The sequence below is a fragment of the Pusillimonas sp. NJUB218 genome (genome assembly GCF_003788685.1).
In the GTDB taxonomy this organism is placed as follows: Bacteria; Pseudomonadota; Gammaproteobacteria; order Burkholderiales; family Burkholderiaceae_B; genus Neopusillimonas.
The window spans coordinates 86,782-109,675 of the sequence record NZ_NQMK01000006.1 but is presented as its reverse complement, the minus strand read 5'-3'; the positions used below and the strand labels follow the sequence as shown (position 1 = coordinate 109,675).

33 protein-coding genes are annotated in these 22,894 nt (G+C 55.4%); 22 read left to right on the top strand and 11 right to left on the bottom strand.

The window, feature by feature from the left end:
* Positions 1-77: 77 nt before the first annotated feature.
* Complete coding sequence (locus CHR62_RS09315; RefSeq protein WP_123660759.1) at positions 78-1,160, bottom strand: hypothetical protein; 1,083 nt, start codon at positions 1,158-1,160, stop codon at positions 78-80.
* Between the two features lie 209 nt (positions 1,161-1,369).
* Positions 1,370-1,702, bottom strand: a complete 333-nt coding sequence (locus tag CHR62_RS09310; RefSeq protein ID WP_123660758.1) for a hypothetical protein — start codon at positions 1,700-1,702, stop codon at positions 1,370-1,372.
* A 308-nt stretch (positions 1,703-2,010) separates the two neighbouring features.
* On the opposite strand from CHR62_RS09310, the gene CHR62_RS09305 reads away from it, so the two are divergent.
* Complete coding sequence (locus CHR62_RS09305) at positions 2,011-2,205, top strand: hypothetical protein (RefSeq protein ID WP_123660757.1); 195 nt, start codon at positions 2,011-2,013, stop codon at positions 2,203-2,205.
* A 946-nt stretch (positions 2,206-3,151) separates the two neighbouring features.
* On the opposite strand, the gene CHR62_RS09300 is transcribed toward CHR62_RS09305, so the two are convergent.
* From CHR62_RS09300 to CHR62_RS09290, 3 genes are all read right to left on the bottom strand, one after another.
* Positions 3,152-3,424 (bottom strand): hypothetical protein, encoded by a 273-nt coding sequence (locus CHR62_RS09300; RefSeq protein ID WP_123660756.1) that lies wholly within the window; start codon positions 3,422-3,424, stop codon positions 3,152-3,154.
* 60 nt (positions 3,425-3,484) lie between these two features.
* On the bottom strand, positions 3,485-4,138 hold the full coding sequence (locus tag CHR62_RS09295; RefSeq protein WP_123660755.1) for a hypothetical protein: 654 nt from the start codon (positions 4,136-4,138) through the stop codon (positions 3,485-3,487).
* A gap of 437 nt (positions 4,139-4,575) precedes the next feature.
* Positions 4,576-4,812, bottom strand: coding sequence for a hypothetical protein (locus CHR62_RS09290; RefSeq protein WP_123660754.1), 237 nt, complete (start codon positions 4,810-4,812; stop codon positions 4,576-4,578).
* 383 nt (positions 4,813-5,195) lie between these two features.
* Between CHR62_RS09290 and CHR62_RS09285 the strand changes: the two genes are divergently transcribed.
* Positions 5,196-6,059: a DNA/RNA non-specific endonuclease gene (locus CHR62_RS09285; RefSeq protein WP_123660753.1), complete on the top strand. Its 864-nt coding sequence runs from the start codon at positions 5,196-5,198 to the stop codon at positions 6,057-6,059.
* 11 nt (positions 6,060-6,070) lie between these two features.
* On the opposite strand, the gene CHR62_RS09280 is transcribed toward CHR62_RS09285, so the two are convergent.
* The 5 genes from CHR62_RS09280 to CHR62_RS09265 form a co-directional block, all read right to left on the bottom strand.
* A complete protein-coding gene (locus CHR62_RS09280; protein ID WP_123660752.1) occupies positions 6,071-7,186 on the bottom strand; it encodes a hypothetical protein in 1,116 nt (371 codons plus the stop codon).
* Positions 7,187-7,434: 248 nt separating this feature from the next.
* Positions 7,435-7,764, bottom strand: a complete 330-nt coding sequence (locus tag CHR62_RS09275) for a hypothetical protein (RefSeq protein WP_123660751.1) — start codon at positions 7,762-7,764, stop codon at positions 7,435-7,437.
* Between the two features lie 113 nt (positions 7,765-7,877).
* Positions 7,878-8,036 carry a hypothetical protein gene (locus CHR62_RS15630; RefSeq protein ID WP_158609109.1) on the bottom strand — a complete coding sequence of 53 codons (159 nt, stop codon included), beginning with the start codon at positions 8,034-8,036 and terminating at the stop codon, positions 7,878-7,880.
* Between the two features lie 57 nt (positions 8,037-8,093).
* The gene (locus tag CHR62_RS09270) at positions 8,094-8,510 is read right to left on the bottom strand and encodes a hypothetical protein (RefSeq protein WP_123660750.1); all 417 of its coding nucleotides are present in this window, start codon (positions 8,508-8,510) and stop codon (positions 8,094-8,096) included.
* A 79-nt stretch (positions 8,511-8,589) separates the two neighbouring features.
* On the bottom strand, positions 8,590-9,024 hold the full coding sequence (locus CHR62_RS09265; RefSeq protein WP_123660749.1) for a helix-turn-helix domain-containing protein: 435 nt from the start codon (positions 9,022-9,024) through the stop codon (positions 8,590-8,592).
* 72 nt (positions 9,025-9,096) lie between these two features.
* Here CHR62_RS09265 and CHR62_RS15985 point away from each other — a divergent pair, with 72 nt between their 5' ends.
* Both CHR62_RS15985 and CHR62_RS09255 read left to right on the top strand, forming a co-directional pair.
* Positions 9,097-9,306, top strand: coding sequence for a helix-turn-helix domain-containing protein (locus tag CHR62_RS15985; RefSeq protein WP_123660748.1), 210 nt, complete (start codon positions 9,097-9,099; stop codon positions 9,304-9,306).
* On the top strand, positions 9,299-9,508 hold the full coding sequence (locus CHR62_RS09255; RefSeq protein WP_123660747.1) for a hypothetical protein: 210 nt from the start codon (positions 9,299-9,301) through the stop codon (positions 9,506-9,508). Before CHR62_RS15985 ends, CHR62_RS09255 begins: the two co-directional genes overlap by 8 nt.
* A gap of 218 nt (positions 9,509-9,726) precedes the next feature.
* Here CHR62_RS09255 and CHR62_RS09250 read toward each other — a convergent pair whose 3' ends face one another.
* The gene (locus tag CHR62_RS09250; protein WP_123660746.1) at positions 9,727-9,954 is read right to left on the bottom strand and encodes a hypothetical protein; all 228 of its coding nucleotides are present in this window, start codon (positions 9,952-9,954) and stop codon (positions 9,727-9,729) included.
* A 57-nt stretch (positions 9,955-10,011) separates the two neighbouring features.
* Here CHR62_RS09250 and CHR62_RS09245 point away from each other — a divergent pair, with 57 nt between their 5' ends.
* The 18 genes from CHR62_RS09245 (at position 10,012) to CHR62_RS15615 (ending at position 22,893) form a co-directional block, all read left to right on the top strand.
* Entirely contained in the window at positions 10,012-10,455 is a 444-nt protein-coding gene (locus tag CHR62_RS09245; protein WP_123660745.1) for a phage regulatory CII family protein, read from the top strand.
* Positions 10,456-10,457: 2 nt separating this feature from the next.
* Positions 10,458-10,979 (top strand): DUF1367 family protein, encoded by a 522-nt coding sequence (locus CHR62_RS09240; RefSeq protein ID WP_123660744.1) that lies wholly within the window; start codon positions 10,458-10,460, stop codon positions 10,977-10,979.
* On the top strand, positions 10,976-11,335 hold the full coding sequence (locus tag CHR62_RS09235; protein ID WP_123660743.1) for a Ref family recombination enhancement nuclease: 360 nt from the start codon (positions 10,976-10,978) through the stop codon (positions 11,333-11,335). Before CHR62_RS09240 ends, CHR62_RS09235 begins: the two co-directional genes overlap by 4 nt.
* Complete coding sequence (locus tag CHR62_RS09230) at positions 11,332-12,153, top strand: YdaU family protein (RefSeq protein WP_123660742.1); 822 nt, start codon at positions 11,332-11,334, stop codon at positions 12,151-12,153. Before CHR62_RS09235 ends, CHR62_RS09230 begins: the two co-directional genes overlap by 4 nt.
* Complete coding sequence (locus CHR62_RS09225) at positions 12,140-12,829, top strand: hypothetical protein (protein WP_123660741.1); 690 nt, start codon at positions 12,140-12,142, stop codon at positions 12,827-12,829. The genes CHR62_RS09230 and CHR62_RS09225 overlap by 14 nt, the downstream gene beginning before the upstream one ends.
* Entirely contained in the window at positions 12,826-13,197 is a 372-nt protein-coding gene (locus CHR62_RS09220; protein WP_123660740.1) for an endodeoxyribonuclease RusA, read from the top strand. Before CHR62_RS09225 ends, CHR62_RS09220 begins: the two co-directional genes overlap by 4 nt.
* Complete coding sequence (locus tag CHR62_RS09215; protein ID WP_123660739.1) at positions 13,197-13,874, top strand: hypothetical protein; 678 nt, start codon at positions 13,197-13,199, stop codon at positions 13,872-13,874. Before CHR62_RS09220 ends, CHR62_RS09215 begins: the two co-directional genes overlap by 1 nt.
* Positions 13,838-14,155: a hypothetical protein gene (locus CHR62_RS09210; protein WP_123660738.1), complete on the top strand. Its 318-nt coding sequence runs from the start codon at positions 13,838-13,840 to the stop codon at positions 14,153-14,155. The genes CHR62_RS09215 and CHR62_RS09210 overlap by 37 nt, the downstream gene beginning before the upstream one ends.
* Positions 14,152-14,313 (top strand): hypothetical protein, encoded by a 162-nt coding sequence (locus CHR62_RS15625; protein WP_158609108.1) that lies wholly within the window; start codon positions 14,152-14,154, stop codon positions 14,311-14,313. The genes CHR62_RS09210 and CHR62_RS15625 overlap by 4 nt, the downstream gene beginning before the upstream one ends.
* Before the next feature lie 101 nt (positions 14,314-14,414).
* Positions 14,415-14,636 carry a hypothetical protein gene (locus tag CHR62_RS09205; protein ID WP_123660737.1) on the top strand — a complete coding sequence of 74 codons (222 nt, stop codon included), beginning with the start codon at positions 14,415-14,417 and terminating at the stop codon, positions 14,634-14,636.
* Positions 14,637-15,237: 601 nt separating this feature from the next.
* A complete protein-coding gene (locus CHR62_RS09200) occupies positions 15,238-15,753 on the top strand; it encodes a hypothetical protein (RefSeq protein WP_123660736.1) in 516 nt (171 codons plus the stop codon).
* Between the two features lie 2 nt (positions 15,754-15,755).
* The gene (locus CHR62_RS09195) at positions 15,756-17,240 is read left to right on the top strand and encodes a terminase (protein WP_123660735.1); all 1,485 of its coding nucleotides are present in this window, start codon (positions 15,756-15,758) and stop codon (positions 17,238-17,240) included.
* Position 17,241: 1 nt separating this feature from the next.
* Positions 17,242-18,603 carry a DUF4055 domain-containing protein gene (locus CHR62_RS09190; protein WP_123660734.1) on the top strand — a complete coding sequence of 454 codons (1,362 nt, stop codon included), beginning with the start codon at positions 17,242-17,244 and terminating at the stop codon, positions 18,601-18,603.
* The gene (locus tag CHR62_RS09185) at positions 18,600-19,640 is read left to right on the top strand and encodes a phage minor head protein (protein ID WP_123660733.1); all 1,041 of its coding nucleotides are present in this window, start codon (positions 18,600-18,602) and stop codon (positions 19,638-19,640) included. The genes CHR62_RS09190 and CHR62_RS09185 overlap by 4 nt, the downstream gene beginning before the upstream one ends.
* A 102-nt stretch (positions 19,641-19,742) precedes the next feature.
* The gene (locus CHR62_RS09180; RefSeq protein ID WP_123660732.1) at positions 19,743-20,507 is read left to right on the top strand and encodes a hypothetical protein; all 765 of its coding nucleotides are present in this window, start codon (positions 19,743-19,745) and stop codon (positions 20,505-20,507) included.
* A gap of 21 nt (positions 20,508-20,528) precedes the next feature.
* The gene (locus tag CHR62_RS09175) at positions 20,529-21,518 is read left to right on the top strand and encodes a major capsid protein (protein ID WP_123660731.1); all 990 of its coding nucleotides are present in this window, start codon (positions 20,529-20,531) and stop codon (positions 21,516-21,518) included.
* Positions 21,509-22,333 (top strand): hypothetical protein, encoded by an 825-nt coding sequence (locus CHR62_RS15620; RefSeq protein ID WP_158609107.1) that lies wholly within the window; start codon positions 21,509-21,511, stop codon positions 22,331-22,333. Before CHR62_RS09175 ends, CHR62_RS15620 begins: the two co-directional genes overlap by 10 nt.
* Positions 22,300-22,893 carry a class I SAM-dependent methyltransferase gene (locus tag CHR62_RS15615; RefSeq protein WP_158609106.1) on the top strand — a complete coding sequence of 198 codons (594 nt, stop codon included), beginning with the start codon at positions 22,300-22,302 and terminating at the stop codon, positions 22,891-22,893. Before CHR62_RS15620 ends, CHR62_RS15615 begins: the two co-directional genes overlap by 34 nt.
* Position 22,894: the final 1 nt, after the last annotated feature.

Below are 22,894 nucleotides of genomic sequence, written 5' to 3'. Positions count from 1 at the left end.
AGCCGTATTCCTCGCAAAATTTCTGGAATTCGGTCAGCTTGGTCTTGTGTAGGGTGCAGCGGCTACGCATATCTGCCTTAGAAATTGATAGTGACGTGCGGCACTTCGCCGCGAACGATTGCAAGCACGATGGCGCGCGCCTGTTCCTCGTCTATGCCCTCGATCATTAGGGCTTCTTTGGCCGCGCCCATGATCTTGACTCGGTGCGCCCGGTCGGCTTCGCGGGCCTTCTGCTCGGCTTCAATGCGGGTCTGTTCGTCTTTCTGACGCTGGATTTCAGCCAGGCGGGCAGCCTCGGCGGCTTCTTTCGCGCGTTGCTCTGCGGCCAGCTTTTCGGCTTCGGCCCGGGCTTCGGCTTGTTTCTGGCGCTCGATGGCTTCCAGGCGTTCGCGTTCGGCGCGTTCCTGGGCAGCTTTTGCGTCGGCTTCGCGCTTGGCTGCTGCGTCTCGTTCGGCCTGGGCCTTGGCTTCAGCTTCCCGGGTAGCGCGCTCTGCTGCCTCCCTGGCGATGCGGTCCTTTTCGTCCTGGACGCGTCGGGCTTCGGCTTCGGCGCGAAGGCGGGCAAGCTCGGCTTGTTCGGCCTCGTGTTTCTCGCGGGCTGCTAGGGCTTCACGTAGGCTGGCCAGCGCCCGATCCTTCGCCCGTGCCACCTCCGGTTCGAATTCATCCAGATGCGGGCCGATCTCGATTTCCTCGACTTCGGCAATGGATGCCTTCAGCTCAGCGGCATCAAGATCGCGATTTTCCGTCTCGCGCAGGTTGATCCATGCGATCAGGTCTTTATGGGTGGCAATCCGCGCCTCTTCTGCCGCCTCCCAATCATCCAGCGGCCGGCGCACTTCATCAGCCAGGGCGTCCAGCGTTTCGCGCATGCGCTTGCGCTCGGCGTCGATCTTTTTCGGGATCTCTTTCAAGTCGTCGACCAACTGCTTGCCCAGTGCATCGAGTGCTGTCTTGGATTTGCGCACTTTGAATGCCAAGCTGGCGATGGCCTTGCGGCCCTTGTCGGTCGTGAGGTCGGGCTCATGACCAGTGACCTCGGCCCGGATGCGTTCGATGTAAGGGTCAAGGCCCGATGGTTGCTGGTAGACCTGCAGGGCGGTTTCTGCTGGCGGCAAGATGGCCAGTTCGGTTGATTCTTTCTCAATGACTTCGCTCATTTCACATTCCTATAATTCGTGCGGCCAGCGTTGGGCCAAAAAGGAACAGGGCGGATACAGCAACCCCGGCTGCAAGAGCCAGCGGCCAGCCCCAAGGGGGTGTGCTTGAGCCCTTTTCCCACTTCCCCATGCCGTCGTATTTGCTGACGCGGGGGAATCTCAACGTGTAGTTGCTATGGCTTAAATCTTGTCCGGGCCAGTTGCTCATGTCATTCCCCCAAAATGTGTTTTTCGGCCATGCTCTTGCACCAGGTGCTGATCAGCCGTTCTTTTGTTGCTCGGTCGTAGGCCATCAGCAGTCGCATGGTTTCCGGGTTGTCGACCATGAAAATCAGTTCAAATAGCTCGGTAACGTCGTAACTGTCTCCAGCGATCGTGGCGGTTGAGCGATAGCCGTCGATGACCTGGTAAACCTCGTGCTCGTAATCGGCAGCCAGGGCGTCGATCTTTTCGTAGTCGATGTCGATGTAAGTGGGTGCGCCGACGCGCAACGGGTCATCGGGGCAGGCGGCTATGCCGTCCCGGTCAAGTACGTAGGTCATGGGGTTCTCCTGGTGGAGTAAGAAAAGAGGGTGAGGGCAGGCAGCTTCGCTTGAGGCAGCGTTGTTCGCCTTCACGTAGTCAGATGGTTTGTTGTGTTGCGGGGCCAAGCCGCAACGCTGCAGCCCTCAAGGAGTGACGCTCGGGCCCGGTGTAAAGCCCCGGGATAGGGTCAGCATGAAGGAGTCGTTATCAGCGCGGCTAAGACGCTGTACCGAACGCCACTGCTTGAGGGTGCCGGTCTATTCCCGACCGTCACCATCCGTGCTAAGTTGAAATTTCGCGTTAACAACTCAACAAGGATGGAAAAGTGGAAATTAATGAAAACATGGCCCATAGCTTGGCAAAAGATATCGTTATGGCTTTAGCTCAGGCCGGGGCGTTGCCCGTCAATAATTCGACAGCTGTGATTTTTGGAGAGAAGGCCGTTTCACGAGGCACTGCGGACGGCGTTTATTTGGCAACTCTAGTTAAAACCTTGGCGAAAGAGTTGCAACAGCCTTAATCGGATTTTTTGTAATGCTCTAGTAGCTTGCGGTCGGCGCTAACCAATGCGTCGACCGTCTCTTGGATCACCTCTTTGATCGATGCACATTCGCTTTGAAACGTACTGGTGCTCGATTTAGCGTGAAGCGCGGCAATTATGATGTCGCGGCAACTCTGTTCTGATAAAAACATGATGCTCCTTGTGGTCGGTTGATGGTGAGATGGCCCGTATCGTGGGCCAGCCGCGAGGCTGCACAGGCAGGGCGCGTATTCGCAACCTGGTTGTTCCTGCATCCGCTTCGGTTGATCCCAGTGCTCTTCCTGGGCGTCACTCTTGCTGTATCTTTACTCCCAACTTTCCAAGAGATTCCGGGAGTGATGGTGGCAGGATTTGAACCTGCAAATGCGCCGTAGGACTAACCTTGCACGGACACAATGCCATTCACCATCATCAAGGCGAGCCAGTCGCTACTCTGGCTGGGTTCTAGCCCGCTCCAAGACTCCGCACTTAGATCGGCACGAGCTTACGTGCTTCCGCCTTGATGATAGTCCCCGCTACTTTCCCGGGGTGGTCACCACAGCCTGCTGCAGCAGGTTTGCATTCCCATGTCCTAGGCAGGTGGTTCGCCTCTGATAACGCCGCATGGTAGGGGGCAGGATCGCTAGACCGTTCACGCCTGCACACACCCGGTTTCCCGGTCGGCCTGTGTAATTCATCATCATCAAGGCGGGCCGGACGCTACCCCGGCAATTGGTATCAGTGCGCTTCTCGATAACGAGCCATTTGGCCTTACTGTGCTGATACCCGGAGCCTCAACCGTTTCCGGCTCATAGTGCGCGCTTGTTCCCGCGCCTCCCGCGTGCCTGCTTTCCACGCCGCCGCCTTGATGATGATTCCGGCTTACCCAACCGGACGGGGCCTGAGCCTGGGTGAGGCTCATATCCCAGCTAAGCAGGCGTTGAAGTTAGTATTCGTCAGGCTTGATAGCCTTTTCGATATCAGCCGCCGTGAGTTTTGGCCAGTTGGCTATCTGGCCTGAATCAATGTCGATGTCCAGAATGACGTAATCGCCATAGTGTTCACCTGGCATGAATTCAGGTACGTATCCGTCATCTTGCTGGAAGAGAACATCGCCTTGCGTATCTTCGATGATGTAGCTGAACCTGTCTCTAACCTTCAGACAAAGCTTTATGGTCTTGGCGTCAACCTTGACCTGTTTCAGTTGATTGATTTCCAATTTCTTCCCCTTGGTTATGGAGGCGTTGATGGTCGGCGGAGATGGCTGTCTAGGTCGGGATTATTCGGAATCGTCATTTTCTTCATCCGTCCACCCCTTCACCTTTCTGGCGAAGTCAGACCATTTCTTTCTCGCCTGTTCGTCCATGTCGTTCCAGCTCGGCGCGATATCGGATGAGATGATTACCCCATTTTTCAAAGAGAACCGTCCGCAGTTGCTGCCGATATCCTCATCGGCGAACATGACTTCGATGGTTGTATCCGGGAATTTCTTCGAGACTTCGATTAAAAGCGGCTCCGGACAAGACCAAGCGGTATCGAATCGCGCCGTTCCATCTTCCGCGTTATGGGTGCTATCGCATGCGTTCCACTTGCTTCCCCATTTTTCGCGGGCAAAATCCATCTGATGCAGAAATCCGCATTTCCGATGATTCCTGAGCATCTGAATAAACTGTTCGAATGACTCGTCACTTAGCTTGGCAATATCCGCTTGACTTCGGTTTGCGGCCTCCAGGCTAGCTATCAGAGGGTGGTCGCTCAGTGGATTTCTAAGCACCGCTTCAGCAGCGGTTTCTGCATCACCGTAAACGCCACCCCACTCGAATTCACCAGGGAATGGTAGAACGGTAGAGAAATCTATATTGCCGTTGCCATTAACCATGCTTCTGATCACTTCCGGGCTTGTCTTGATTTCTGTTGTGACCCAGTTGGGCATGTTTTTCTCCTTTTGGTTATCAGGCACAGCTCTCACTGAAAGCTGTCTCGGATAACTTCCGGGGCACCACGCCATCCAGCTACTCCCGCTCCAATTAGCGGCTCTGGCTTTGGCGTGGCACCTCTTCAACCGTCCACAGGCAGAGCTTTCGCCCATCCTGGGTATCGGTAGCCGTCGATCTTGTGTCAGGGGTAACGGGTTGCGCCCTGGGCCTAGCCACTGCAATGCAGTCATTGGCCTGTTTATCGCTTGTCTGGTTGTTAATGAGCAAACCGGCCTTGCCGGGGTACTGCTGCAGCATTACTTGCTGGCCTTGGGCCTAAGCGTTCTGTGCTGCGATGGATGAAGTATAGGAAATCCGATATTTATAGTCAATAGGAATTCCTATATTTATTTGTAACAAAGGCAAAGACTACTGCTCGGTCAGGTTGCTGCGGCTAGTTATGTGGGGCGGTGATTGATAGGCGTTCGCGCAAGTTTCTTAATTGCGCGATAGTGCGGCGGTCCAGTACGCCAATAGGCGCCAGGCGAATAGCTTCGTCGAGCGCAGCGATATCGGCGGCAGTAACAGGTAGATCTAGCGTGACCGTGCTTTGAAGTGAGGGGCAGAAGGCGTGTAATTCGACGCCGGCTGGATTGTTGGGGTCCGGGGGATCATCTAAGTTATGATTCATGTCGCTGCTTTTTAGTGCTTTTCTGAAATGTGGCAACTCGCGCCCCTTCCAGGTACCAGCTGGTGGGGGCGCATCCTTTTTGGGGCGGGGAGTATGTACTGTATATTTAACCAGTTGTTTCAGTCAATACCGAATTTATGAGCTGTTCGGTTGCATTTCGAAGCCACCCCTACCTATCTGCTTTCTCACCGGCGGCGAGTGAGCTGAAGTTTATCACGTACTGGCGGGTTTTGCATAGAAAGTTCTTGTAGATCAATAAGTTAAGTTGTTTTGACGGATTGATGTTGCAAGATTTAATTGTATGGGTTTGGGGTGGGTGGCGCCCGCCTGGCGCGGCTCTAGACGTAAAATTCTGCCCGCATAACGTTGTTAGAATTCAGGCCATGGCAACACGCAGACGTATCAAAAGAACACCCCAGAAAGGCAGGCGCTTCAAGCTGCTTCTGACCTCTACGGCGGCATCATTCGCGTTTTTCACCGCGCTTTTTAATCCACAGCTGGCTGACCTGGTTGGGCTCGAGCATGTCGACATTGGTCGCGTGGCCACGGCGGTCGCCAGCCAGCCGCCCGTCGCGGCGAAATCCGGCCTTGTTCAAACCTCGTTCAAAGACTGCCCGCAGTTCTTCCCGGGCAAGCCGCCGGCGGTACCGGCTGCTCCTAGGCTGCGCGAGCTGTGTTATTCGTCGTTCGCGATCCTACACAGTGGTCAGACCAAGACGCCGGTGTTTGTCGCACAGCGCCTGAATCGTCAGATGCTCGAGCAAGCACAAAGCGTTCAGCGACAGGATCGGTTCTATGAAGAAGGGCGCTTGCCGTCGGCGGATCGGGCCAGGCTGGATGATTACAAGGGTTCAGGCTATGCCCGTGGCCACATGGCGCCAGCGGGCGACATGCACACGCCCGAAGCCATGGCGCAAAGCTTCAGCCTGGCCAACATGGTCCCGCAAGACCAGCGCCAGAACAGCGGGCCATGGAACAAGATCGAGCAGGACACCCGCAAATACATCATGCGGGCCAAGGGGGACGTGTATGTGTTCACCGGGCCGGTGTATGCCGACCGCTCAGAACGGATCGGAACAGGGCAGGTGGCGGTACCAACGCACCTGTTCAAGGTCGTCTATGATGCGACGACCAAGAGGTCGTGGGTGCATTGGCAAGAGAATGGACCGGAGGCGAGGGCCGGGCGGCCTATTGCGTATGAGGAGTTTGTGCGACGGGTTGGTTTAATGGCGCTTCTGCAAATGTAGTGCGATATTTGCTAGTCGTCCGCAGCTTTTGCGCTGGCGGTTGCGGCTGGAATGGGAGGGAAGCTTTCAATGTATGCAGAGCGTATACCGTCACTGGCACGTCTTATTCGTACATTCATGTAAAGTCGTTCCCCTGTTTTTGGTGCCAAAAACAATGCGTCCGATTGCTCATCTGTGATCGGCGATTCTTCATTGTTCAAGTCTACATAAGCAGTAAAATCGTCACCGTTCCCAGAAAGGCCAACCCTCACGGTTCCATCTGGTAGTGGCTCAGTCGTTGATGTCACTCGGTAGTATCCAACAATATTGAATTCGTCGGGGATTTCTCTTGATGATCGTTGATTAAGCTCTTCCAACTGCTCCTTTCCGAGCTCTACATTGCCAAATTTTAGGGCTGTGGCTTCTGGGCTGTACTTGGCAATCGCCTTAATCCCTTCTGCTGATGCTGCATTGAAGCGACTAGGAACAGGCTCTTTGTCCAAAAGAGATGCAACCAATTGGGCTTGAATCCTATCGCGCTCCACTTCGGACTTAATGCGTTCGATATTTTCTTCTGTAGTTGCTTCGGCCTGCCTAGCTTTTTGTTCTTCGACCAAGACAGTTGATTTGTGGTTGTAATAGTCTTCGCTAAATGCTGTTGCAATTACGACACTCGCAGCAGCTCCGCTGATCGCCAGTGTGATTTTAAGCAATAAGGAAGCCTTCTCCTTTGGGGTCATTCCGTCCATGGTTTTTTCAACTAAGCTTTTTCCGATATCCAGAATTTTGGCGATAAGCTCTGTGCAGCCCTCGTCAACATCAAAGACCAGCGTGTAGTTTTTTAGTTCTTGTCGAGGTATTTTCCCGTAATTATCATTATTGTAGATGGCGAATGCGGCTGCCTTATAAATTTCTTTCTGGTAATGCCACAAGCCCCTCGCCAGCCCACCTGTGATCGTCCCATGGAATGGGGGGCCATTGATTTCGATCGCCAGCGTAGCTACCACGCCCGTAATTTCTAGGTTTTCATAATCGCGATCCGTAAAAGCAAAGTCATCTTCCCCCAATTTATCAAGCAACTCTAGCGCTTCCTCAACGCTGCTAATTGTTAGTTTCGGCGCGTCTGCTTCTGTATATTCTGTTGTCATAATTTGTCTTAATTATTACTTGCTTGATCCTACGGAGTTCATTGCGGTGGGTTGTTAATCTTTGATCTAAATGTTCGAGCGTTTTGAGCATTCAATGACAACAAACTTCACCCTTATCTTGAATCAAGTGACAGCGTTGGCCTGGCAGTTAATTTTTGCCAGAACCAATGCCGTGAGAGCACTCCTTCGGCGTAACGGAATCCAGCCCTGCGAGGATTGAAATTGCCAATCCAAATGCTATGGGGCTCCTACAGTGAGGCACCCTGCCCGCATTTCTTCTGAGTTGAAACCTCTTTCAACTGAGCAAGCCGCGTATTTGCACTCTTGACGGCGTTATCTTTTTCCATCAAATTCCCAATCCCGAAGTCACCCAAGAAGGAAAGGACAGAGCGCCCATCGAATTCACTTTCTTTGTTGACGTGCTCGAGGAATCCCATCACCTTCGCCTCTTCAAGCGCGATTTCTCTGCATGTCATCGTTTCTTTTTCGTATGAGGTCAGTTCGCCCTGGCGACCGTAGTTTTTGGTAGCGCAGCCGGCCAAAGCCAGCGCGAGTGTTGCAATTACAACCTTCTTCAAAACGTTTCCTTTATAAAAGTATTTGGATCAATCCCGCCGGCACACTATCCAAAGCGCCAGTCCAAAGACGGCCGCGATCGAGAGCAGTACTAGGGTGGGCGTTTGCATACTGCTTAATGGCAATGGCTAGTACCGGTCTTGCGGTCCATGTGACAGCACTGGCCCGGTGGCGAGTCTTTACGACAACCGCCACCATGGGCGAATACCTCGGGCGTAAACGTCACTAGTCCAACGACGGCCGCGATGGCCAGGGCGGCAAATTTCTTCAACATGGGTTTGTCTCCGGGGTGGCTTTGATTTAACGCTGGCTTTCGGTTGGTCGTCATAAGTCAAACTTGGCACTCTTTGTTGCCGGCCAATACCCAGGATTCAAGCAATGAGCCGTAGCTTTGCACGCTGCCAAGTGAGTAGTGCCCAACGATTTTTGTTTCGTTTTCGCCCGTCTCGCTTATGTCGATTACTTGGTATGTGTCTACACCGAGGCCGCCATGCAGAGCCACAGATATCGTGCCCGATTTAATGTCGTGGTACAGATCGCCTTGAACGACCATCTGGGCGGTGATCATTCCAGTTTGATAGCACTTTCTAGCCTGATCCAAAACGGTTCGATAGACCTGCTGGTAGTTCTGCGCAGCAGTGAATGCGTAGGATCGATCCGGCCCCATTTTTCTGACGCCCTCGAGAGTGGCTGGGGCGCAGCCCACTAGGGCTATAGCTAGAACGAAGATGGTCAGCGGGTTTTTCACGCAAGATTCCTCACAAATAAACATCAAACTAAAGTTTTGTTACTTCATGGGTAAACAAAGTTGCCTGATTCTGCATGCGTTACTTTTCCGTGCTCGAGTTTTGTTTGGCAGCCTGCAACTGCTCTCGCACAAGCTGCCTGGCGTTTTCTATGAATGAGGCAGTGCCTTCGCTCATCCATGCGGGCCTAGGGTCTTGGTCCTCTCGCAATAGGTATTGGACTATCGCTTTTGTTGAGTCATCTTGATTTGCATAACGGCGCAGAAGGTCTTCCAGCTCCACATCGTCCAGCAACTCAATCGCCGAAGCGTCACGCGGCCCCTTGCCTTCCGCCAGCCATCGAGCGTTGACCTTGTAAAGATGCGCCAACCTGGGCGTAAAGCCCGAGGTTTGATACTCGTCGTTTTCCAACTCGGAGATAAGCGGCTGCTTGGTACCAATTCTGTTGGCTACCTCTTTCTGACTTAGGCCCGCTTTTTTTCTAGCGTCTTTAAGACGGCTACCAAATGTTTGCATATAGGCATTCTGATGCCATTTGAAATAGTTTTGCCTATTGTTGATAAATAGGAATTCCTATATTATTCGGATATGGACTGGAAAAAAATTATTGACGATCTCATCTCTGGCGGTCTGACACAGGCGCAAATCGCAAAGGCAGCCGGGGTATCGCAACCAACCATTGCTGGGTTGGTTGCTGGGCACCAGCGCGACATGAGATGGATTAACGGCAATCGTTTGCTAACCCTGCATGGGCGCGCTCTTAAGTCAAAAAAAATCAAGGAGCCCTCCCATGCTTAAAACCCTATATGCCCGTTTCGTTCTATGGCTGATCCGGCCTGCGTTGGAGTTGCGCCTGTCGAAAATCAAATCTTCGCCCCTCGATTCGCAGCAGGTCATTGACGTCATGCTCAAAGACCTGCGAAGGAATGGGCCTATATCGAGGGCCATTCGCTTGTCTTCAGACGGCTACGAGCATCGTCCTGAATCTGGCTCAAGGTGAGGCTCATGACATCAACATCCGAGTACTGCAAGACAACGTTAGCAGATAGCTCATGCGAAACATCGCCGTCGTCAACAAATGAGCGAAGCTTTGCGTGCAAGGTGGTTCCATCGTCAAAAACAGTGACGCCAGTTAGCTGCATTTTTTTCATGGTCAATTCCTTTTGGATAAGTTCAGTTACTGGAGATTCTGAGCGTAACCGATTGGGATTGACCTACTCAATGCAGCGTCACAGCCCCAGCCATCCCGACCCCAATAGCGCGATTGAACAGCAACCGCTCGAACACCCATTCGATGTGTTCGTCGGTTGGGGCTTCGAAGGCCTCATAAGCAAGGTCGAAGGCTTCGTCAATCAATTCAGCGCGGATGTCTTGGCTCATGAGGTCATTTTCGAGGCTGGGTGCGCCCGGCGCAATTCGTAGTTGTCGTTTGATTTTTTTGTCCATGTGGCCACTGTAGGCCAGGACTAGCAACAAAACATCATCAGATTTCAGGGGTAACAGATGAACCCAATTGACGCCTTCTATCACACGGTACATGACCAGCCCGGCGGGGCAGAGTCTTTGGCGCCGCGCATGGGCATGAGCGCTGCCGTGTTGCGCAACAAGGCTGACCCAAAGAAAGAGTGCAACAAGCCGCTCTTGGCCGACGTCGACAAGATCATGGATTTGACGGGCGACTACCGGGTACTGAGAGCCCTGGCTCATAAGCACGGATTTTTGTTGGTGCGGGCCCCTGAGAACTGCACCGTCGAATCGGACATGAGCGTGCTCGAGCACGTCACGGGCCTGATGGTCGCCCAAGGCAAGTTTGCCCAGGAAATCCATACCGCCTTGGCCGATGGCGATCTGAGCGCCAAGGAAATGACCAAGATCGAGGAGGTAGGGCAGGCCTTCATGACCGAGGTCGTCGAAATTCAACAGCGCTTGCGCGGGATGGTGGGCTAGCTATGGCTGAAATTACCCTGGTGCGCAAACCTGACGTTCAGCTGTCCGAGCAAGAAAAGGCCATCGCACGCAAGGCCATGTTCGGCTTTGTCGACGGCCTTGGTGAGCGCGGGCAAAAACAATGGCGTCGGCTCTGGAATCGATTAATGAAGCTTGAGCCCGGTGAGATGGTCGAGCTGCGCACCCACCAGGAGCGCATCGGCTGGTTCCACCGCAAGCACATGGCGCTTGAGTCTGCTGTATTTGAAGCGCAGGAGCGATTTGAAGAGTTTGAGGCATTTCGCGCCTGGTTGAAAACCGGCAGCGGCTTTGTCGACTGGTACCCGGGTCCCAAAGGCGGCGTTATTCCGGTACCGAAATCCATCAGCTACGCAAAGCTTGAGCAGGCCGACATGGAGCAATTCCACACGGATGCTGTCGCCTTTCTACGTACACCGCACGCATGCAAAACCATGTGGCCGCATTTGAGCCCAGCTCAGGCCCTGGAGACACTGGAATCCGTATTGGGAGGGTTTGGCGAATGAAAGGCCGTTCCGCAACCCTTGCCCAAAAGCATTATCACGGCCTTCTTGCCGATCTTGGCTGCATTGCGTGCCGAAAGGACGGCGTTCACAACACACCCGTAAGCATCCACCACATCGATGGTCGCACCAAGCCGGGTGCTCATTGGCTCGTACTTGGCCTTTGCGCCGGTCACCATCAAGACGGCGCCGGTGCGCCCGGGTTAATCGCTGTGCATCCATGGAAAGGGCGCTTTGAGGCGAAGTACGGCCCCCAGCGTGACCTGCTTAGGGAGTGCGTGCAGCTGCTGGTCGACCAAGGTCACGCCTTGCCCAAGGAAGCGCTGGCCGCTGCCGGATATGAATTGGAGGCGGCATGAATTATTACCCACATCACATAGGCGACTTCAATAGCGCCACCAGGCACCTTACGCGAATTGAACGCAGTGTCTACCGGGATCTGATTGACCTGTATTACGACACCGAAGCAGAACTAACGCTGGACTTCAACGCGTTATGCCGTCTGATCATTGCCCGTTCAGACGAAGAACGAACAGCTGTTGAACAGGTGTTGAACGAGTTCTTTACAAAGACTGAACAAGGATGGTTTCACGATCGTTGCGACGACGAGATTCAGAAGTACAGGGCAAACATTTCGGCAAAGTCCGCAGCAGGCAAGGCCAGTGCAGCCCGTAGAGCGCATAAAAGTACGCCTAAAACCAACAAACGTACAGCATCAGTCAAAGAGCCGACGAGCAAAGAAAGAACAGACGTTGAACAGCCGTTGAACGAGTGTTCAACAGATGAGCAACTAACCAAGAACCAAGAACCAAGAACCAATTATTCCGATACTGACGTATCGGGCGCCGATGCGCCAATCGATCCCGCTGAAGTCATATTCGGTCGAGGGGTTCCATTGCTGACCGCATCAGGTGTTTCTGAGAAAAACGCCAGGTCAATGCTGGGCATGCTGCGCAAAACCCATGGTGACGAGGACGTCATTGCTGCGCTTCAGGCTTGTGTCGACAGCAAGGCCATGGAGCCCGTGGCTTACTTGCAAGGGGTGCTTCGCGCGGCAAAAGCTGCGCCAAAGCCTCGGACCTCAAGAGCTGACGAGCGCGCCAGCTGGATGGCCTCGTTCTGGCAACCAACCCGACAACCGATGAAAGACATGGGGGTGATCGATGCAGGTCGTTAACCAAAATCAGGCGCAGCCGCTACCAAAGCTGTGGGTCGAAAAGCTCGTTCAAAAAATGCAAGTGCTTTTCGGAGCCCGCTTTGCTCAGCAGTGGGAAGGCATTGATCCAAACGTCATGATGACCGAATGGGCCGAGGAGCTCGCTGGCTACACCGGCGAGGAGATAAAACGAGGTTTGGATGCATGCCGCTCAATGACAAAGGGCTTTGCGCCGACATTGCCCGAGTTTATGGCCATGTGTCGACCGCCAATCAACCCTGAGGCGTCTTTCTATGAGGCGGTTCAAGGCATGGCTGCGCGACGCAAGGGCGAGCGGGGCGAGTGGTCGCACCCAGCGGTCTATCACGCTGGCATTGAGGCAGGGCAGCACGACTTGCTCAATTGCGGCTACAGCGTAATGAAGGTTCGCTGGGAAAAGGCATTGGCCAATCAACTGGCGAAAGGACAGTGGGCGGCTGTTCCTGATGCTCATGTCGCGCTGCCGGCGCCAGAAAAGACGCAGATGAGCGAGGCCGAGGCGAAAAAAGCCATGGAGCGGCTTGGCGCTGGCGATGTCTTGAGTAAATCTCGGAAGGATCATAAGGCATGGGCGCGCCGCGTTTTGGAAAATCCAAAGGGCAAATCGCCAACGGCTGTAGCCATGGCACAGCGTGCGCTGGGTGAGGTGCCTGCATGACTCAGGACCGCTTGATTATCACATTGCCCTGGCCAAATCCGGCTCTATTTCCCAACGCCAAAGGCGGCAGGCACTGGGCCACATTCCAAGCCCCGAAGGTTCGCGCTCGTCAGGATGGTTTTCTTGCTGCCAAGCAAGCCCTTGGGCGGCACACATTCTCGCCGTCGGATCGCATGCCGGTAAGCGTCATGTTCGCATTCCCGGATCGGCGCAACCGCGACATCGAGGGTTGCATCGGAGCTATCAAGCATTACGTCGACGGCATCGCCAAAGCGCTGGGCGTAGACGACAGGATTTTTAGGCCTTGGACGCTGGATGACTGCTTGGACACCAAAGGTCAGGGCTTCGTTGTTGTGGAGATCGGTTGATGAATACCCGAATCAAAGCCCGGCCAAAAGAGCTCAAGGTCAAGCCTCATCCGCGAGGACAGGACATTAACCAGGCGCAGCCGCCGGTCAAAACCATGAAGGGCATTGGAAACGGCCAGGAGCGCAAGCACGGTTTTGGAAGGGGGGGCGTAATGGACTTGCCAAAATGGATGATGAAGGATCCTTCGCTCGTTGCGGAGCGCCTTCAGGAAATTCGCCAGCGACAGGCAGGCCAGCACGCCAAAAGCCGCCAAGGCAAGCAGGAACTGGCAAGGGCAGGGATAGAGCAGCTATTCAAGGGGGAAGGTATGACGCAGGATGAGTCGGAGCAGGTCGAAGCGTTGCTTGAGACGTGGCACAGCTACGAGGCCCGCTACCGTCCAGCGCTAGGAGCGCCAAGGGTAAGCCCATCATGCCGAGGCCATGACGCAGGCGACGTACACGATACGGGCGACGACAGGGATGCCAGGCTTGAGCGCGTGACGGCAGAGGCAGTGGGCGCTTGCATTGACACGCTGCACTACCTGGAGCGGGCGGCCATAGGCGTACACTTTCGGAACAAGTATGTGGGGGTAAGCGTTCACCGTAACCCGCGCATTGAGGATCAACATAAAGCGTATCAGGCGGCCAAAGAGAAATTGTGGCCGATGTTAAAGAGAAGGGGGATGGTGAAATGACAACAGCGAAACTTATACTGACTACGTTTGAGGGCAATGCTCGCACCGATGATGGCGGCAAGACCTTTAGCCAGATATTCGAGGGTAACTTAGGAGTATCGTTTGACGCTGATTCTGAAACGCTCCATTTTCAATACGAGTACGAGGAATTTGGTATGGGCAGAAAGCAGGCGCTCAACATCAAGATAGATGGTGTTGACGAAATAGAGGCGCTGGCCCGGTATCTACAAATGATATTGGAGCAAACTAAGGCGCTGGGCGATGGAGGGAGCAACGAATGACCATCCTAGAAATGATCGCTGAGTGGCGCAAGGGCTGCGGCAACACCGTGACCGACGATGATGGCAATATCGTGCCAATGAGCCTGCATCCTGAGGGCTGCCCGGAGTGCACATTGGCGCTGATTACGGCGATAGAGAGGGCTTGCAAATCGGACTGATACCGGCGATAATGTGCATGTCGGGCCACAAGTCCGCCTAGAATTTATGAAGCCCTGCCGATTGGTGGGGCTTTTTGCATAGCATCCGACATGGAGCCAAGATGCAAAAAGTCTACGTGCTGCACAGGAACCACCAATACGAGTTTGGCGAAGTGCTGGGCGTTTATGCAGCCCTGCCGGCAGCGATCAAGGCCGCAGAGGCCGCCCGCGCCGAAAAGAATTACGGCGATCTCGAAGTCTCTGAGTGGGGGCTTCAAGACGGCCAAGACGCATGCTCAGGAACAGGTGAGGCTGTTTGGGCCTCGTACGAAAAGGATCTGTGACCCTCATGGTAGCCATGACCGACGAGCAAAGAGCTGAGCTTACACGGATGGCTGCTGCAATGAGGAGGATTGCGCAGCCAGTCGGCCCTATGCACGGTCTGTGGGATCATATCTTTGACATTGAGGCAGTTTTGGCGGGCCGTGAGGCGCTTCTGACGAAGACCCCCGAGGAGTGGATTGCTTTCACCCGCCCAACTATTAAGGCTTTGGGCATTACCACCACTTAAACGCCACGGACGGATGCACCGGGTTTACGCCAGCTCCGAAACCAAAAAGCTTTTGACCGGGTAGCGCCCGGTTTGCGTACCTATTTCCCGCTGTCTCCTCCGCCTCTTCGGAAGCTTTTTAATGCCCGCTTGACCTCACGGTTCGGCGGGTATTGCTTTTTATGGCTACCAATCAAATCACCTTCTCAATCAAACTTGCCTGGTGGCTGAAATGGTACCTGCGCGGGGTTGTGTTCGTGGCTTCGGTCACGGGCTTGCGGCCTGACCCAAAAAGGGTGGGATACTGGGTGGCCAGGGCAGCGAAGATCGAAGTTGAGCGGTCGCGATAGGCGCGGCATGAATGCGGGCGGCCAGCAAAACAATAGGAAATCACAATGACAACGAAGGCACCAGACTGGGAGGCCATCGAATCGGCTTACCGTGCTGGCTCGCTGTCCATCCGTTCAATAGCAGAAAAATACGGGATCACTGAAGGCGCGATTCGCAAGAAGGCCAAGAAAGAGGGCTGGATGCGAGACCTTACCGGGAAGGTCAAGGCGGCTACAAAGACCAAGCTGGTACGCACGGCTGGTACGCAGGTACGCACGCCGCGCACCGATGAGGAGATTGTTGAGGAAGCCGCGAGCGAGGCCGCCGCTGTCGTACTGGCTCACCGCACTGTGCTCGCGCAGTGGCGAGGTATTGCAGGCAAGCTTTGCACGGCTCTGGAGTCCATGGAAGTTACAGAGGACAACCACAACGAGTTCGCCCGGTCGCTGAACGCTGGTGTTGACGCCCAGCTCAAAGTCATCAAGGGCGAGCGGCAGGCATACAACCTGGACACAGAAGAGGGCGACAGCACTGTCGAATCGCTTTCTTCGCTCATGGATGACTTATCGACCGAGGCGTGATTATGAAACCGGAGCACTTGGAAAAGCTTCGGGATAAGCATTGGCGCCTGAATCACCTTTATTGGATAACCAACAAGCAAGGCAAAAAAGTACGGTTTCGGATGACTGCAGAGCAGCTGGAGTACTTCCAGGGCCTGCATACCCGAAACATCATTCTGAAGGCGCGGCAGCTTGGCTTTACGACCGAGCAATGCATCATCCAGTTGGATGCCGCGCTGTTCGAGTCGGCCAAGTGCGCACTGATTGCCCACACCCTGAACGACGCCAAACGGCTATTCAGGGAAAAAATCAAGTACGCCTATGACAATCTGCCTGCTGAGATCAAGCTGGCCAACCCGGCGCGCAATGATGCTGCTGGCGAATTGGTGTTTGCGAAAGGCGGCTCGCTGTATGTCAGCACATCCTTTCGTGGCGGCACGCTTCGATACCTTCATGTATCGGAGTTTGGCAAGATATGCGCGAAGTTTCCGCATAAGGCGCGAGAGATTGTTACGGGAGCGTTTGAGGCTGTTGCTGCAAACTGCTTCGTCACTATCGAATCGACGGCTGAGGGTCGCGCAGGGTATTTCTTCGAGTATTCGCAGGCGGCAGAAAAGCAGGCTGCAGCCAAACAGCCCTTAGGGCAATTAGATTGGAAGTTCTTCTTCTTTGCCTGGTGGAAGAACCCTGAATACAGTATTGAACCGGTTGGCGCGTTGCCAAGCCGGTTGGTTGATTATTTCGCCGAGCTCGAGGGAAAGCACGGCATAAGCCTCACTGCAGGGCAGAAGGCCTGGTATCACGCTAAGGAAAAGACCCTTGGCGACGATATGAAGCGGGAATACCCGTCGATACCGGCTGAGGCCTTCCAGCAGTCTGTCGAGGGTGCCTACTACGCCAAGCAGTTTGCCAAGCTCTATGCGCAGCAGCGCATTGGCGAGCTGCCCGACAACAGTCACCAGCCTGTGCATACCTTCTGGGATATTGGGGTTGGCGATTCGACGGCAATCTGGTTTGTACGGATTATTGGCGAGGAATACCACGTAGTCGATTACTACGAGAACTCCGGCGAAGGCTTGCGCCACTACATGAAAGTGCTGAAGGATCGCGGCTACGCCTACGGCGATCACTGGGGTCCGCATGATATTGACAACCGCGAGTTTGGAAGCGATGGCAAGACTCGACGTGAGCTGGCCAAGGAAGGCTACGAGATCGACGGGCAGAAATACAGCATCAAATTCAATGTCGTTCCCAAGCTTGGCGTCGACGACGGCATAGATCAGGCCCGGGAAATCCTGCCGCACTGCGCGTTTCATCAGCCAACTTGCGAAGAGGGCATTAGCTGCCTTGAGAACTACCGCAAAGAGTGGGATGACAAACGCGGCTGCTGGAAGGATAAGCCGCTGCACGACTGGTCGAGTCACGGCGCCGACGCTTTTAGGTACTTTGCAGTGGCGATGAGCCGCAGAAAACGCACCACAACCAAGATTGAATTGAGAGCATTCTGAAATGGCAGATATTTCTACCCCGCTACCAGCGTATGAGGCGATGCTGTCTGACTGGCAGCTCATCGATGCGCTCAAAGGGGGCACGCGCGCCATGCGTGCGGCGGGCAAGGCGTACCTGCCCCAATGGCCTGCCGAGGATGATGAGGATTACAAAATCCGTCTGGGCTCTGCAGTTCTGTATCCGGCCCTGGCTCAGACTGTTGAAAACATGGTTGGTCGCGTATTTATGCGTCCTATCGTCCTGGGTGAAAGCATTCCCGAGGTTATTCGCCAGCAAACGGCAGACTTTGATCTGCAGGGCTCGCGCCTGGATATCGTGGCGGCCGATTGGTTCGACGAGGCATTGACCTATGGCTTGTCGCACCTGCTGATTGATTACCCCAGCGTTGAGGAGCAGCCCCGCAATCTGGCCGAAGAGCGCCAGTCAGGAAGTCGGCCCTATGCCACGGTGATCAACCCAAAGCAGGTCATCGGCTGGAAGTCTGCCCGCATCAATGGTGTGGAGAAGCTCACTCAGGTTCGCATCAAGGAGACGGTGCAGGAGGATGACGGCGACTTTGGTGTGGCCAGCGTCGAACAGATTCGGGTGCTGCGCCGGGGGAGCTGGCAGGTCTACCGCGCCGCTGAAAACGGCGGGTGGTTGCTGTTCGATGAGGGGCTGATGTCTGTCCCTGACATCCCTCTCGTGACGCTATACACCAACCGTACCGGGTTCATGACGGCAACCCCGCCGCTTATTCACCTGGCGAACCTGAACATCAAGCATTGGCAGCAGCAATCTGAGCAGGACACCAACCTGCATATTGCCCGCAATCCGATCCTGTTCCTGACGGGGATCGAGGAGGGGGAGATTAAGTTTGGGAGTCGTTATGCCCTGACTTCCAATCATCCAGAGGCAAAGGGTTCGTACATCGAGCATACAGGGGCCGCGATTGCCGCCGGGCGTCTGGCTCTTGAAGATCTGAAAGACGAAATGCGCGAGGCCGGTGCGCGCTTACTTAAGAAGGGTCAGGCCGCCGCTAAAACAGCAACCGAGAGCCGTGACGATTCGATCAATGAGCAATCCCAGCTTGGGCGCATGGCCCAGGCCCTGGAGGATGCCGTCGATCTGGCCTTGCAGTACATGGCCGCATGGCAAGGCATCGAGCAAGATGCTGGGGCGGTTGCCGTGAATGACGATTTCGATATTGAGGTGATCTCCGATCAGTCGGTGCAATCGCTCGTGCAGATGGCCGCTGCCGGTCAGCTTTCGACACAGACATTGTTCAGTGAGCTGCAGCGCCGAGGGGTTCTGTCCGATGACCTTGACTGGGAGGCTGAGCAGGAGCGTATCGCCGCAGGCGCACTCACTGAGGTCGCATGAACCGCATAGAGCAGATCATAGCCTCGGGGCTGCTGGACAATGAAATTGTGGCACTGCGGTTTGCCGCCACCCAAGAGCGCAAGGCCGCGATCAAGGTTGAGGTGTTAAGGCGCATAGCGAGCAAGATCGCTGCTCAGGCAAGGCTCGACACGAAAGCCGGTCAGGATCAAGCTATTCGCGATTTCGGGGCTGAGGCAAAAGAGGTTTTTGACGCGATCGCCTCTGAGCAGGCCAATGAGCTGCAAGAGTTCGCAGAGCTGACGGGCAAGGCGACGGTGGCCACAGTCAATAGCGGTCTGGCGGTGGGGCTATTTAAGCAGCCGCCTCGCCTTTCTGTGCGTGTTGAGTCGCTTTTGATAGACGGGGCGCCAACGGCTGAATGGTGGCGCCGCCAAAGCGATGCGGCTCGCCGTGCATTCGCGCAGGAGGTTCGTACCGGCTTTGCGTCTGGCGAGACCACGGATGAAATCGCGCGGCGAATTGTCGGTATGCGCGGCCAACCGGGTGTTATCGATGTGTCGCTTCGCCAAGCCAGAAGCCTAGCGCATTCATCTGTGATGACCGTGGCCAATGCGAGCGTTCAAGAAGCCATAGCCGCCAACGATGATGTTGTGAATGGCTATTACTGGGTGAGCACACTCGACAGCAGGACATGCCCTGTGTGCGCAGCCAGGGACGGCAAGAAGTACTCGATGGAGCATCGCCCGGCGGGTCACACGCTGCCGTGGGGATCTGGGCCGGGGGCTATTCATATCAACTGCCGGTGCGCGACAACGCCCTGGCTAAAGACTTACCGTGAGCTGGGCCTGGACATTGATGAGTTTGAGCCAACGACCAGGGCAAGCGCAGACGGGCAAGTATCGGCAGGCCTGACGTTCGAGAAGTGGATCGAAGCCAAGCCCGTTGCCGTGCAGCGTGAGTGGTTTGGCCCAGGCCGATACGAACTGTACCGCGATGGGAAGATTACCCTGCGCGACCTCACCAACATGCGAGGTCGCGAATTAACGCTTGCGCAGCTGCGTGAGCGATACGGATAAAAGACACGTTTTTTAAAGCCGCCATGGTGTGATGCCTCGGCGGCTTTTTATTTGCGCCAGTGATTGGCGCGCATCAACCTGCTTCGAGAGGAAGTGACTGCAATGCCAATACCCCTGATTGTCGATTCGATCGACGCTGTGCCTGAACCCTTGCGTGACCAGTACAAGGAAGTTGACGGGAAGTTTCGTCTTGACCTTGATGGCTACGAAGACCCATCGAACCTGAAAAGTGCACTGCAAAAGGAGCGTGAAGCTGCCAAAGCTGCTGCAAAACAGGTTAAGTCTTGGGAAGCCTTAGGCAAATCGCCCGAGGAAATTCAGGAACTTCTGCAAGCCCAGCAAAAGGCTGAGGAAGACAAGCTGAACAAAGCTGGCGAATGGGACAAGCTCAAAGCCCAGATGAACGAGCAGTTCAGCAAGGAAAAACAGCAGCTTCTTGACTCGCTGACCACCAAGGAACGCGCCATTGAGAAGCATCTTGTCGATGCCCAGGCCACTGCGGCCATTGCGGAGCTTAAAGGCGTGCCGGCGCTTCTGCTGCCTCACGTTAAGTCGTCTGTCCGCGTTATCGAGGAAGGCGGCGAGTACAGCGTGCGAGTTGTCGACGCTAATGGTAATCCCCGGGTGAATGCCAAGGGAGACTATCTCTCAATCAAGGATTTGGTCAGCGAGATGCGCCAGTCCGACATCTTTGGTCGTGCGTTTGAAGCTACTGGAACCACTGGCAGCGGCACACCAAGCAACAAGGGCGCAGGGTCAGATAAGGCCAAGAAGGCCGCTGAAATGACCTCAGCAGAAAAAGCGAAATTCATCGGCGAAAACGGGCTTGACGCATGGCGCAAAAAGCTCAACGCCGAAACCATCTAATTCAATTTCAAGGAATAAGCCATGACCATCGGTAAAGCCTCTAACTTCAAAGTCTACCAAGACGAAATGCGCGGCGGGATCGTCGAGACCCTGACGCAAGCCTCCAACTACTTCAACGGTGCCGGCAACGCCATCCTGCTCTCGACGGTCTCGCGCCGTGGCGACTTCGCCAAGGAATCGTTCTTCAAGAACATCGCGAACATCGTCAGCCGCCGAGATACCACCTCGGTATCGGCAGCCACTGACCTGCTGCTCTCGATGGACGAGACCATCAGCGTCAAGCTGAACCGCAAGATCGGGCCTGTAAACCAAACCTATGACGCCTTCGCGAAGGTCGCCATGGACATGAGCCCGGAAGAGTTTTCCTTTCTCCTGGGTGAGATGATCGGCAAGGGCATGCAGGTCGAGATGCTCAATAGCGGCCTGCGCGCCGCTCGTGCAGCGCTCGTGCAGAACACCAATCTCTTGCACGATGCGGCGACCGATAAGCTGACCACAGCCCACCTGGTCAAAGGCCTTGCTAAGTTCGGCGACCGCGCCAGCGCAATCAGCGCCTGGGTCATGCACTCGAAGAACTACTTCGACCTGATGGAGCACCAGATCGGCACCAGCGCCAACGGCGACATCGTGTCGGGCACGGTAGTGCAGTCGGCCACCCCTGCCACACTGAATCGCCCCGTGATTGTCACCGACTCGGATGCGCTGATGGTAGCAGGCGGCTCTGGCTCCGGCGCCTACACCGATTATCACGTTCTTGGCCTGACGGCTGGCGGCGTGGTGGTGGAGAACAGCGAGTCCGAGCGTGTGGTGCTTGATGAGGTGACCGGCCTTGAAAACCTTGTGATCCGCATGCAAGGCGAGTATGCCTACAACCTGGGCATCAAGGGCTACAAGTACGACACTTCGGCGGGCGCTAATCCGACCGATGCCACCTTGGGCACATCTGGGTCCTGGGATAAGGCCGCCACGTCCGACAAAGACCTGGCGGGCATCATCATCCAGTGTCGCTGATCCACTGGGGCGTCTACGGGCGCAACGGCTTTGAGGGCGTTCAGGCGTTTTGTGAGGGCGCCATCAGGGCCGGCGGCATCCCAACCGCCCGCTCGGTTTCGGATTACACGCCGGGCCAGAGCGAGCGGTTCGATGCCGTGGCCGTATTCGGCCTGCAGTGGAAGGGGCGGGATGTCCTGCGGGACTATACCGCGCTGGGGGTACCCGCTTTCGTGATCGATTACGGGTACCTCAAGCGCACCAATCACGCACATGACTGGCGCACGGGCCACTGGCAAGTGAGTTTAGGCGGCCTGAATCGCGTTCCTGATTGGGGCTGCGATTCGAGCCGGCTCGATGCGCTGGGCATTGAAATTATCGAACGCGGCGGTAACCCAGAGGGCTATCCGCTTCTATGCGTCCAAACCCCAGGCGATGCGTCGCATGGACTTGATGAAAAAGGACTTGAGCAATGGGCAGAAAAGCAAGCGCGAGAGTGGCCGGGCCTGATGATTCGGCCACATCCTCTGCAGGAGCACCTGAACTACGGGCTGCCGATCTGTCCAGCCAAGACTCTGGAGCAGGCGCTGAAGTCGGCCAGGCTGGTAGTGACGGGCAACAGCAACAGCGGACACGACGCGCTTCTGGCAGGGGTGCCGGCACTGGCGACTATGCCCGGGGCGGCCTGGGCGGGTCTGAGCGGGCCAAGTCTGCCCACACTGAAAGCCAGGACGCAGTACTTTTGCCGAGCAGCATGGGGGCAGTGGACCTGGGCGGAATTCCGGACAGGGCAGATGCACGATTGCCTGATTCGGAACGTGCTTTGCTGGCGCTGATCGAGTCTGCGCCTGTTTACACACGGTACAGCCTGATTCGGCGCGCTTGCTTGTCGGCCCCGCCCGGTATTGCGTGCGAGTTCGGCGTATTCAAAGGCGATTCACTGCGGGTCATCCGAAACTTTCGCAAGCCGCCCGTTTTTGGCTTTGATACGTGGTCAGGGCTTCCCGAGGCATGGGATATGGGCCAGGCGGAGCACCCGACAGGTCACTTTGCTTGCGATGTTCCGCGCGACTTTGCCATCGGCGTGCAGCTGGTGCAGGGGCTGTTCTCTGAAACGCTCCCGCTTTGGCTGGCTGAGCATGGCGAGCCCGTGCAGTTCGTGCACATCGACTGCGATCTGTACAGCAGCGCGCGGGACGTGCTCACGCTCCTGAACGAGCACATTCAGCCTGGGACGATCCTCTTGTTTGACGAGCTTTGCAGCTTCGACGGAAGTTACCAGAACTGGTTAGAGGGCGAGTGGAAGGCTCTGAACGAATGGCTGGCCACTGGTCGCCAGGTCAAGCCGATAGGCCGTACGGATCGGCATCAGGTAGCTTTTGTGGTGGAGGTTTGAT

Bases quoted from the DNA above. Each gene is read 5' to 3' on its own strand.
- CHR62_RS09315 (WP_123660759.1), bottom strand. From the start codon at position 1,160: ATGAGCGAAGTCATTGAGAAAGAATCAACCGAACTGGCCATCTTGCCG.
- CHR62_RS09310 (WP_123660758.1), bottom strand. From the start codon at position 1,702: ATGACCTACGTACTTGACCGGGACGGCATAGCCGCCTGCCCCGATGAC.
- CHR62_RS09295 (WP_123660755.1), bottom strand. From the start codon at position 4,138: ATGCCCAACTGGGTCACAACAGAAATCAAGACAAGCCCGGAAGTGATC.
- CHR62_RS09290 (WP_123660754.1), bottom strand. From the start codon at position 4,812: ATGAATCATAACTTAGATGATCCCCCGGACCCCAACAATCCAGCCGGC.
- CHR62_RS09285 (WP_123660753.1), top strand. From the start codon at position 5,196: ATGGCAACACGCAGACGTATCAAAAGAACACCCCAGAAAGGCAGGCGC.
- CHR62_RS09280 (WP_123660752.1), bottom strand. From the start codon at position 7,186: ATGACAACAGAATATACAGAAGCAGACGCGCCGAAACTAACAATTAGC.
- CHR62_RS15630 (WP_158609109.1), bottom strand. From the start codon at position 8,036: ATGTTGAAGAAATTTGCCGCCCTGGCCATCGCGGCCGTCGTTGGACTA.
- CHR62_RS09265 (WP_123660749.1), bottom strand. From the start codon at position 9,024: ATGCAAACATTTGGTAGCCGTCTTAAAGACGCTAGAAAAAAAGCGGGC.
- CHR62_RS15985 (WP_123660748.1), top strand. From the start codon at position 9,097: ATGGACTGGAAAAAAATTATTGACGATCTCATCTCTGGCGGTCTGACA.
- CHR62_RS09255 (WP_123660747.1), top strand. From the start codon at position 9,299: ATGCTTAAAACCCTATATGCCCGTTTCGTTCTATGGCTGATCCGGCCT.
- CHR62_RS09250 (WP_123660746.1), bottom strand. From the start codon at position 9,954: ATGGACAAAAAAATCAAACGACAACTACGAATTGCGCCGGGCGCACCC.
- CHR62_RS09245 (WP_123660745.1), top strand. From the start codon at position 10,012: ATGAACCCAATTGACGCCTTCTATCACACGGTACATGACCAGCCCGGC.
- CHR62_RS09240 (WP_123660744.1), top strand. From the start codon at position 10,458: ATGGCTGAAATTACCCTGGTGCGCAAACCTGACGTTCAGCTGTCCGAG.
- CHR62_RS09235 (WP_123660743.1), top strand. From the start codon at position 10,976: ATGAAAGGCCGTTCCGCAACCCTTGCCCAAAAGCATTATCACGGCCTT.
- CHR62_RS09230 (WP_123660742.1), top strand. From the start codon at position 11,332: ATGAATTATTACCCACATCACATAGGCGACTTCAATAGCGCCACCAGG.
- CHR62_RS09225 (WP_123660741.1), top strand. From the start codon at position 12,140: ATGCAGGTCGTTAACCAAAATCAGGCGCAGCCGCTACCAAAGCTGTGG.
- CHR62_RS09220 (WP_123660740.1), top strand. From the start codon at position 12,826: ATGACTCAGGACCGCTTGATTATCACATTGCCCTGGCCAAATCCGGCT.
- CHR62_RS09215 (WP_123660739.1), top strand. From the start codon at position 13,197: ATGAATACCCGAATCAAAGCCCGGCCAAAAGAGCTCAAGGTCAAGCCT.
- CHR62_RS15625 (WP_158609108.1), top strand. From the start codon at position 14,152: ATGACCATCCTAGAAATGATCGCTGAGTGGCGCAAGGGCTGCGGCAAC.
- CHR62_RS09205 (WP_123660737.1), top strand. From the start codon at position 14,415: ATGCAAAAAGTCTACGTGCTGCACAGGAACCACCAATACGAGTTTGGC.
- CHR62_RS09200 (WP_123660736.1), top strand. From the start codon at position 15,238: ATGACAACGAAGGCACCAGACTGGGAGGCCATCGAATCGGCTTACCGT.
- CHR62_RS09195 (WP_123660735.1), top strand. From the start codon at position 15,756: ATGAAACCGGAGCACTTGGAAAAGCTTCGGGATAAGCATTGGCGCCTG.
- CHR62_RS09190 (WP_123660734.1), top strand. From the start codon at position 17,242: ATGGCAGATATTTCTACCCCGCTACCAGCGTATGAGGCGATGCTGTCT.
- CHR62_RS09185 (WP_123660733.1), top strand. From the start codon at position 18,600: ATGAACCGCATAGAGCAGATCATAGCCTCGGGGCTGCTGGACAATGAA.
- CHR62_RS09180 (WP_123660732.1), top strand. From the start codon at position 19,743: ATGCCAATACCCCTGATTGTCGATTCGATCGACGCTGTGCCTGAACCC.
- CHR62_RS09175 (WP_123660731.1), top strand. From the start codon at position 20,529: ATGACCATCGGTAAAGCCTCTAACTTCAAAGTCTACCAAGACGAAATG.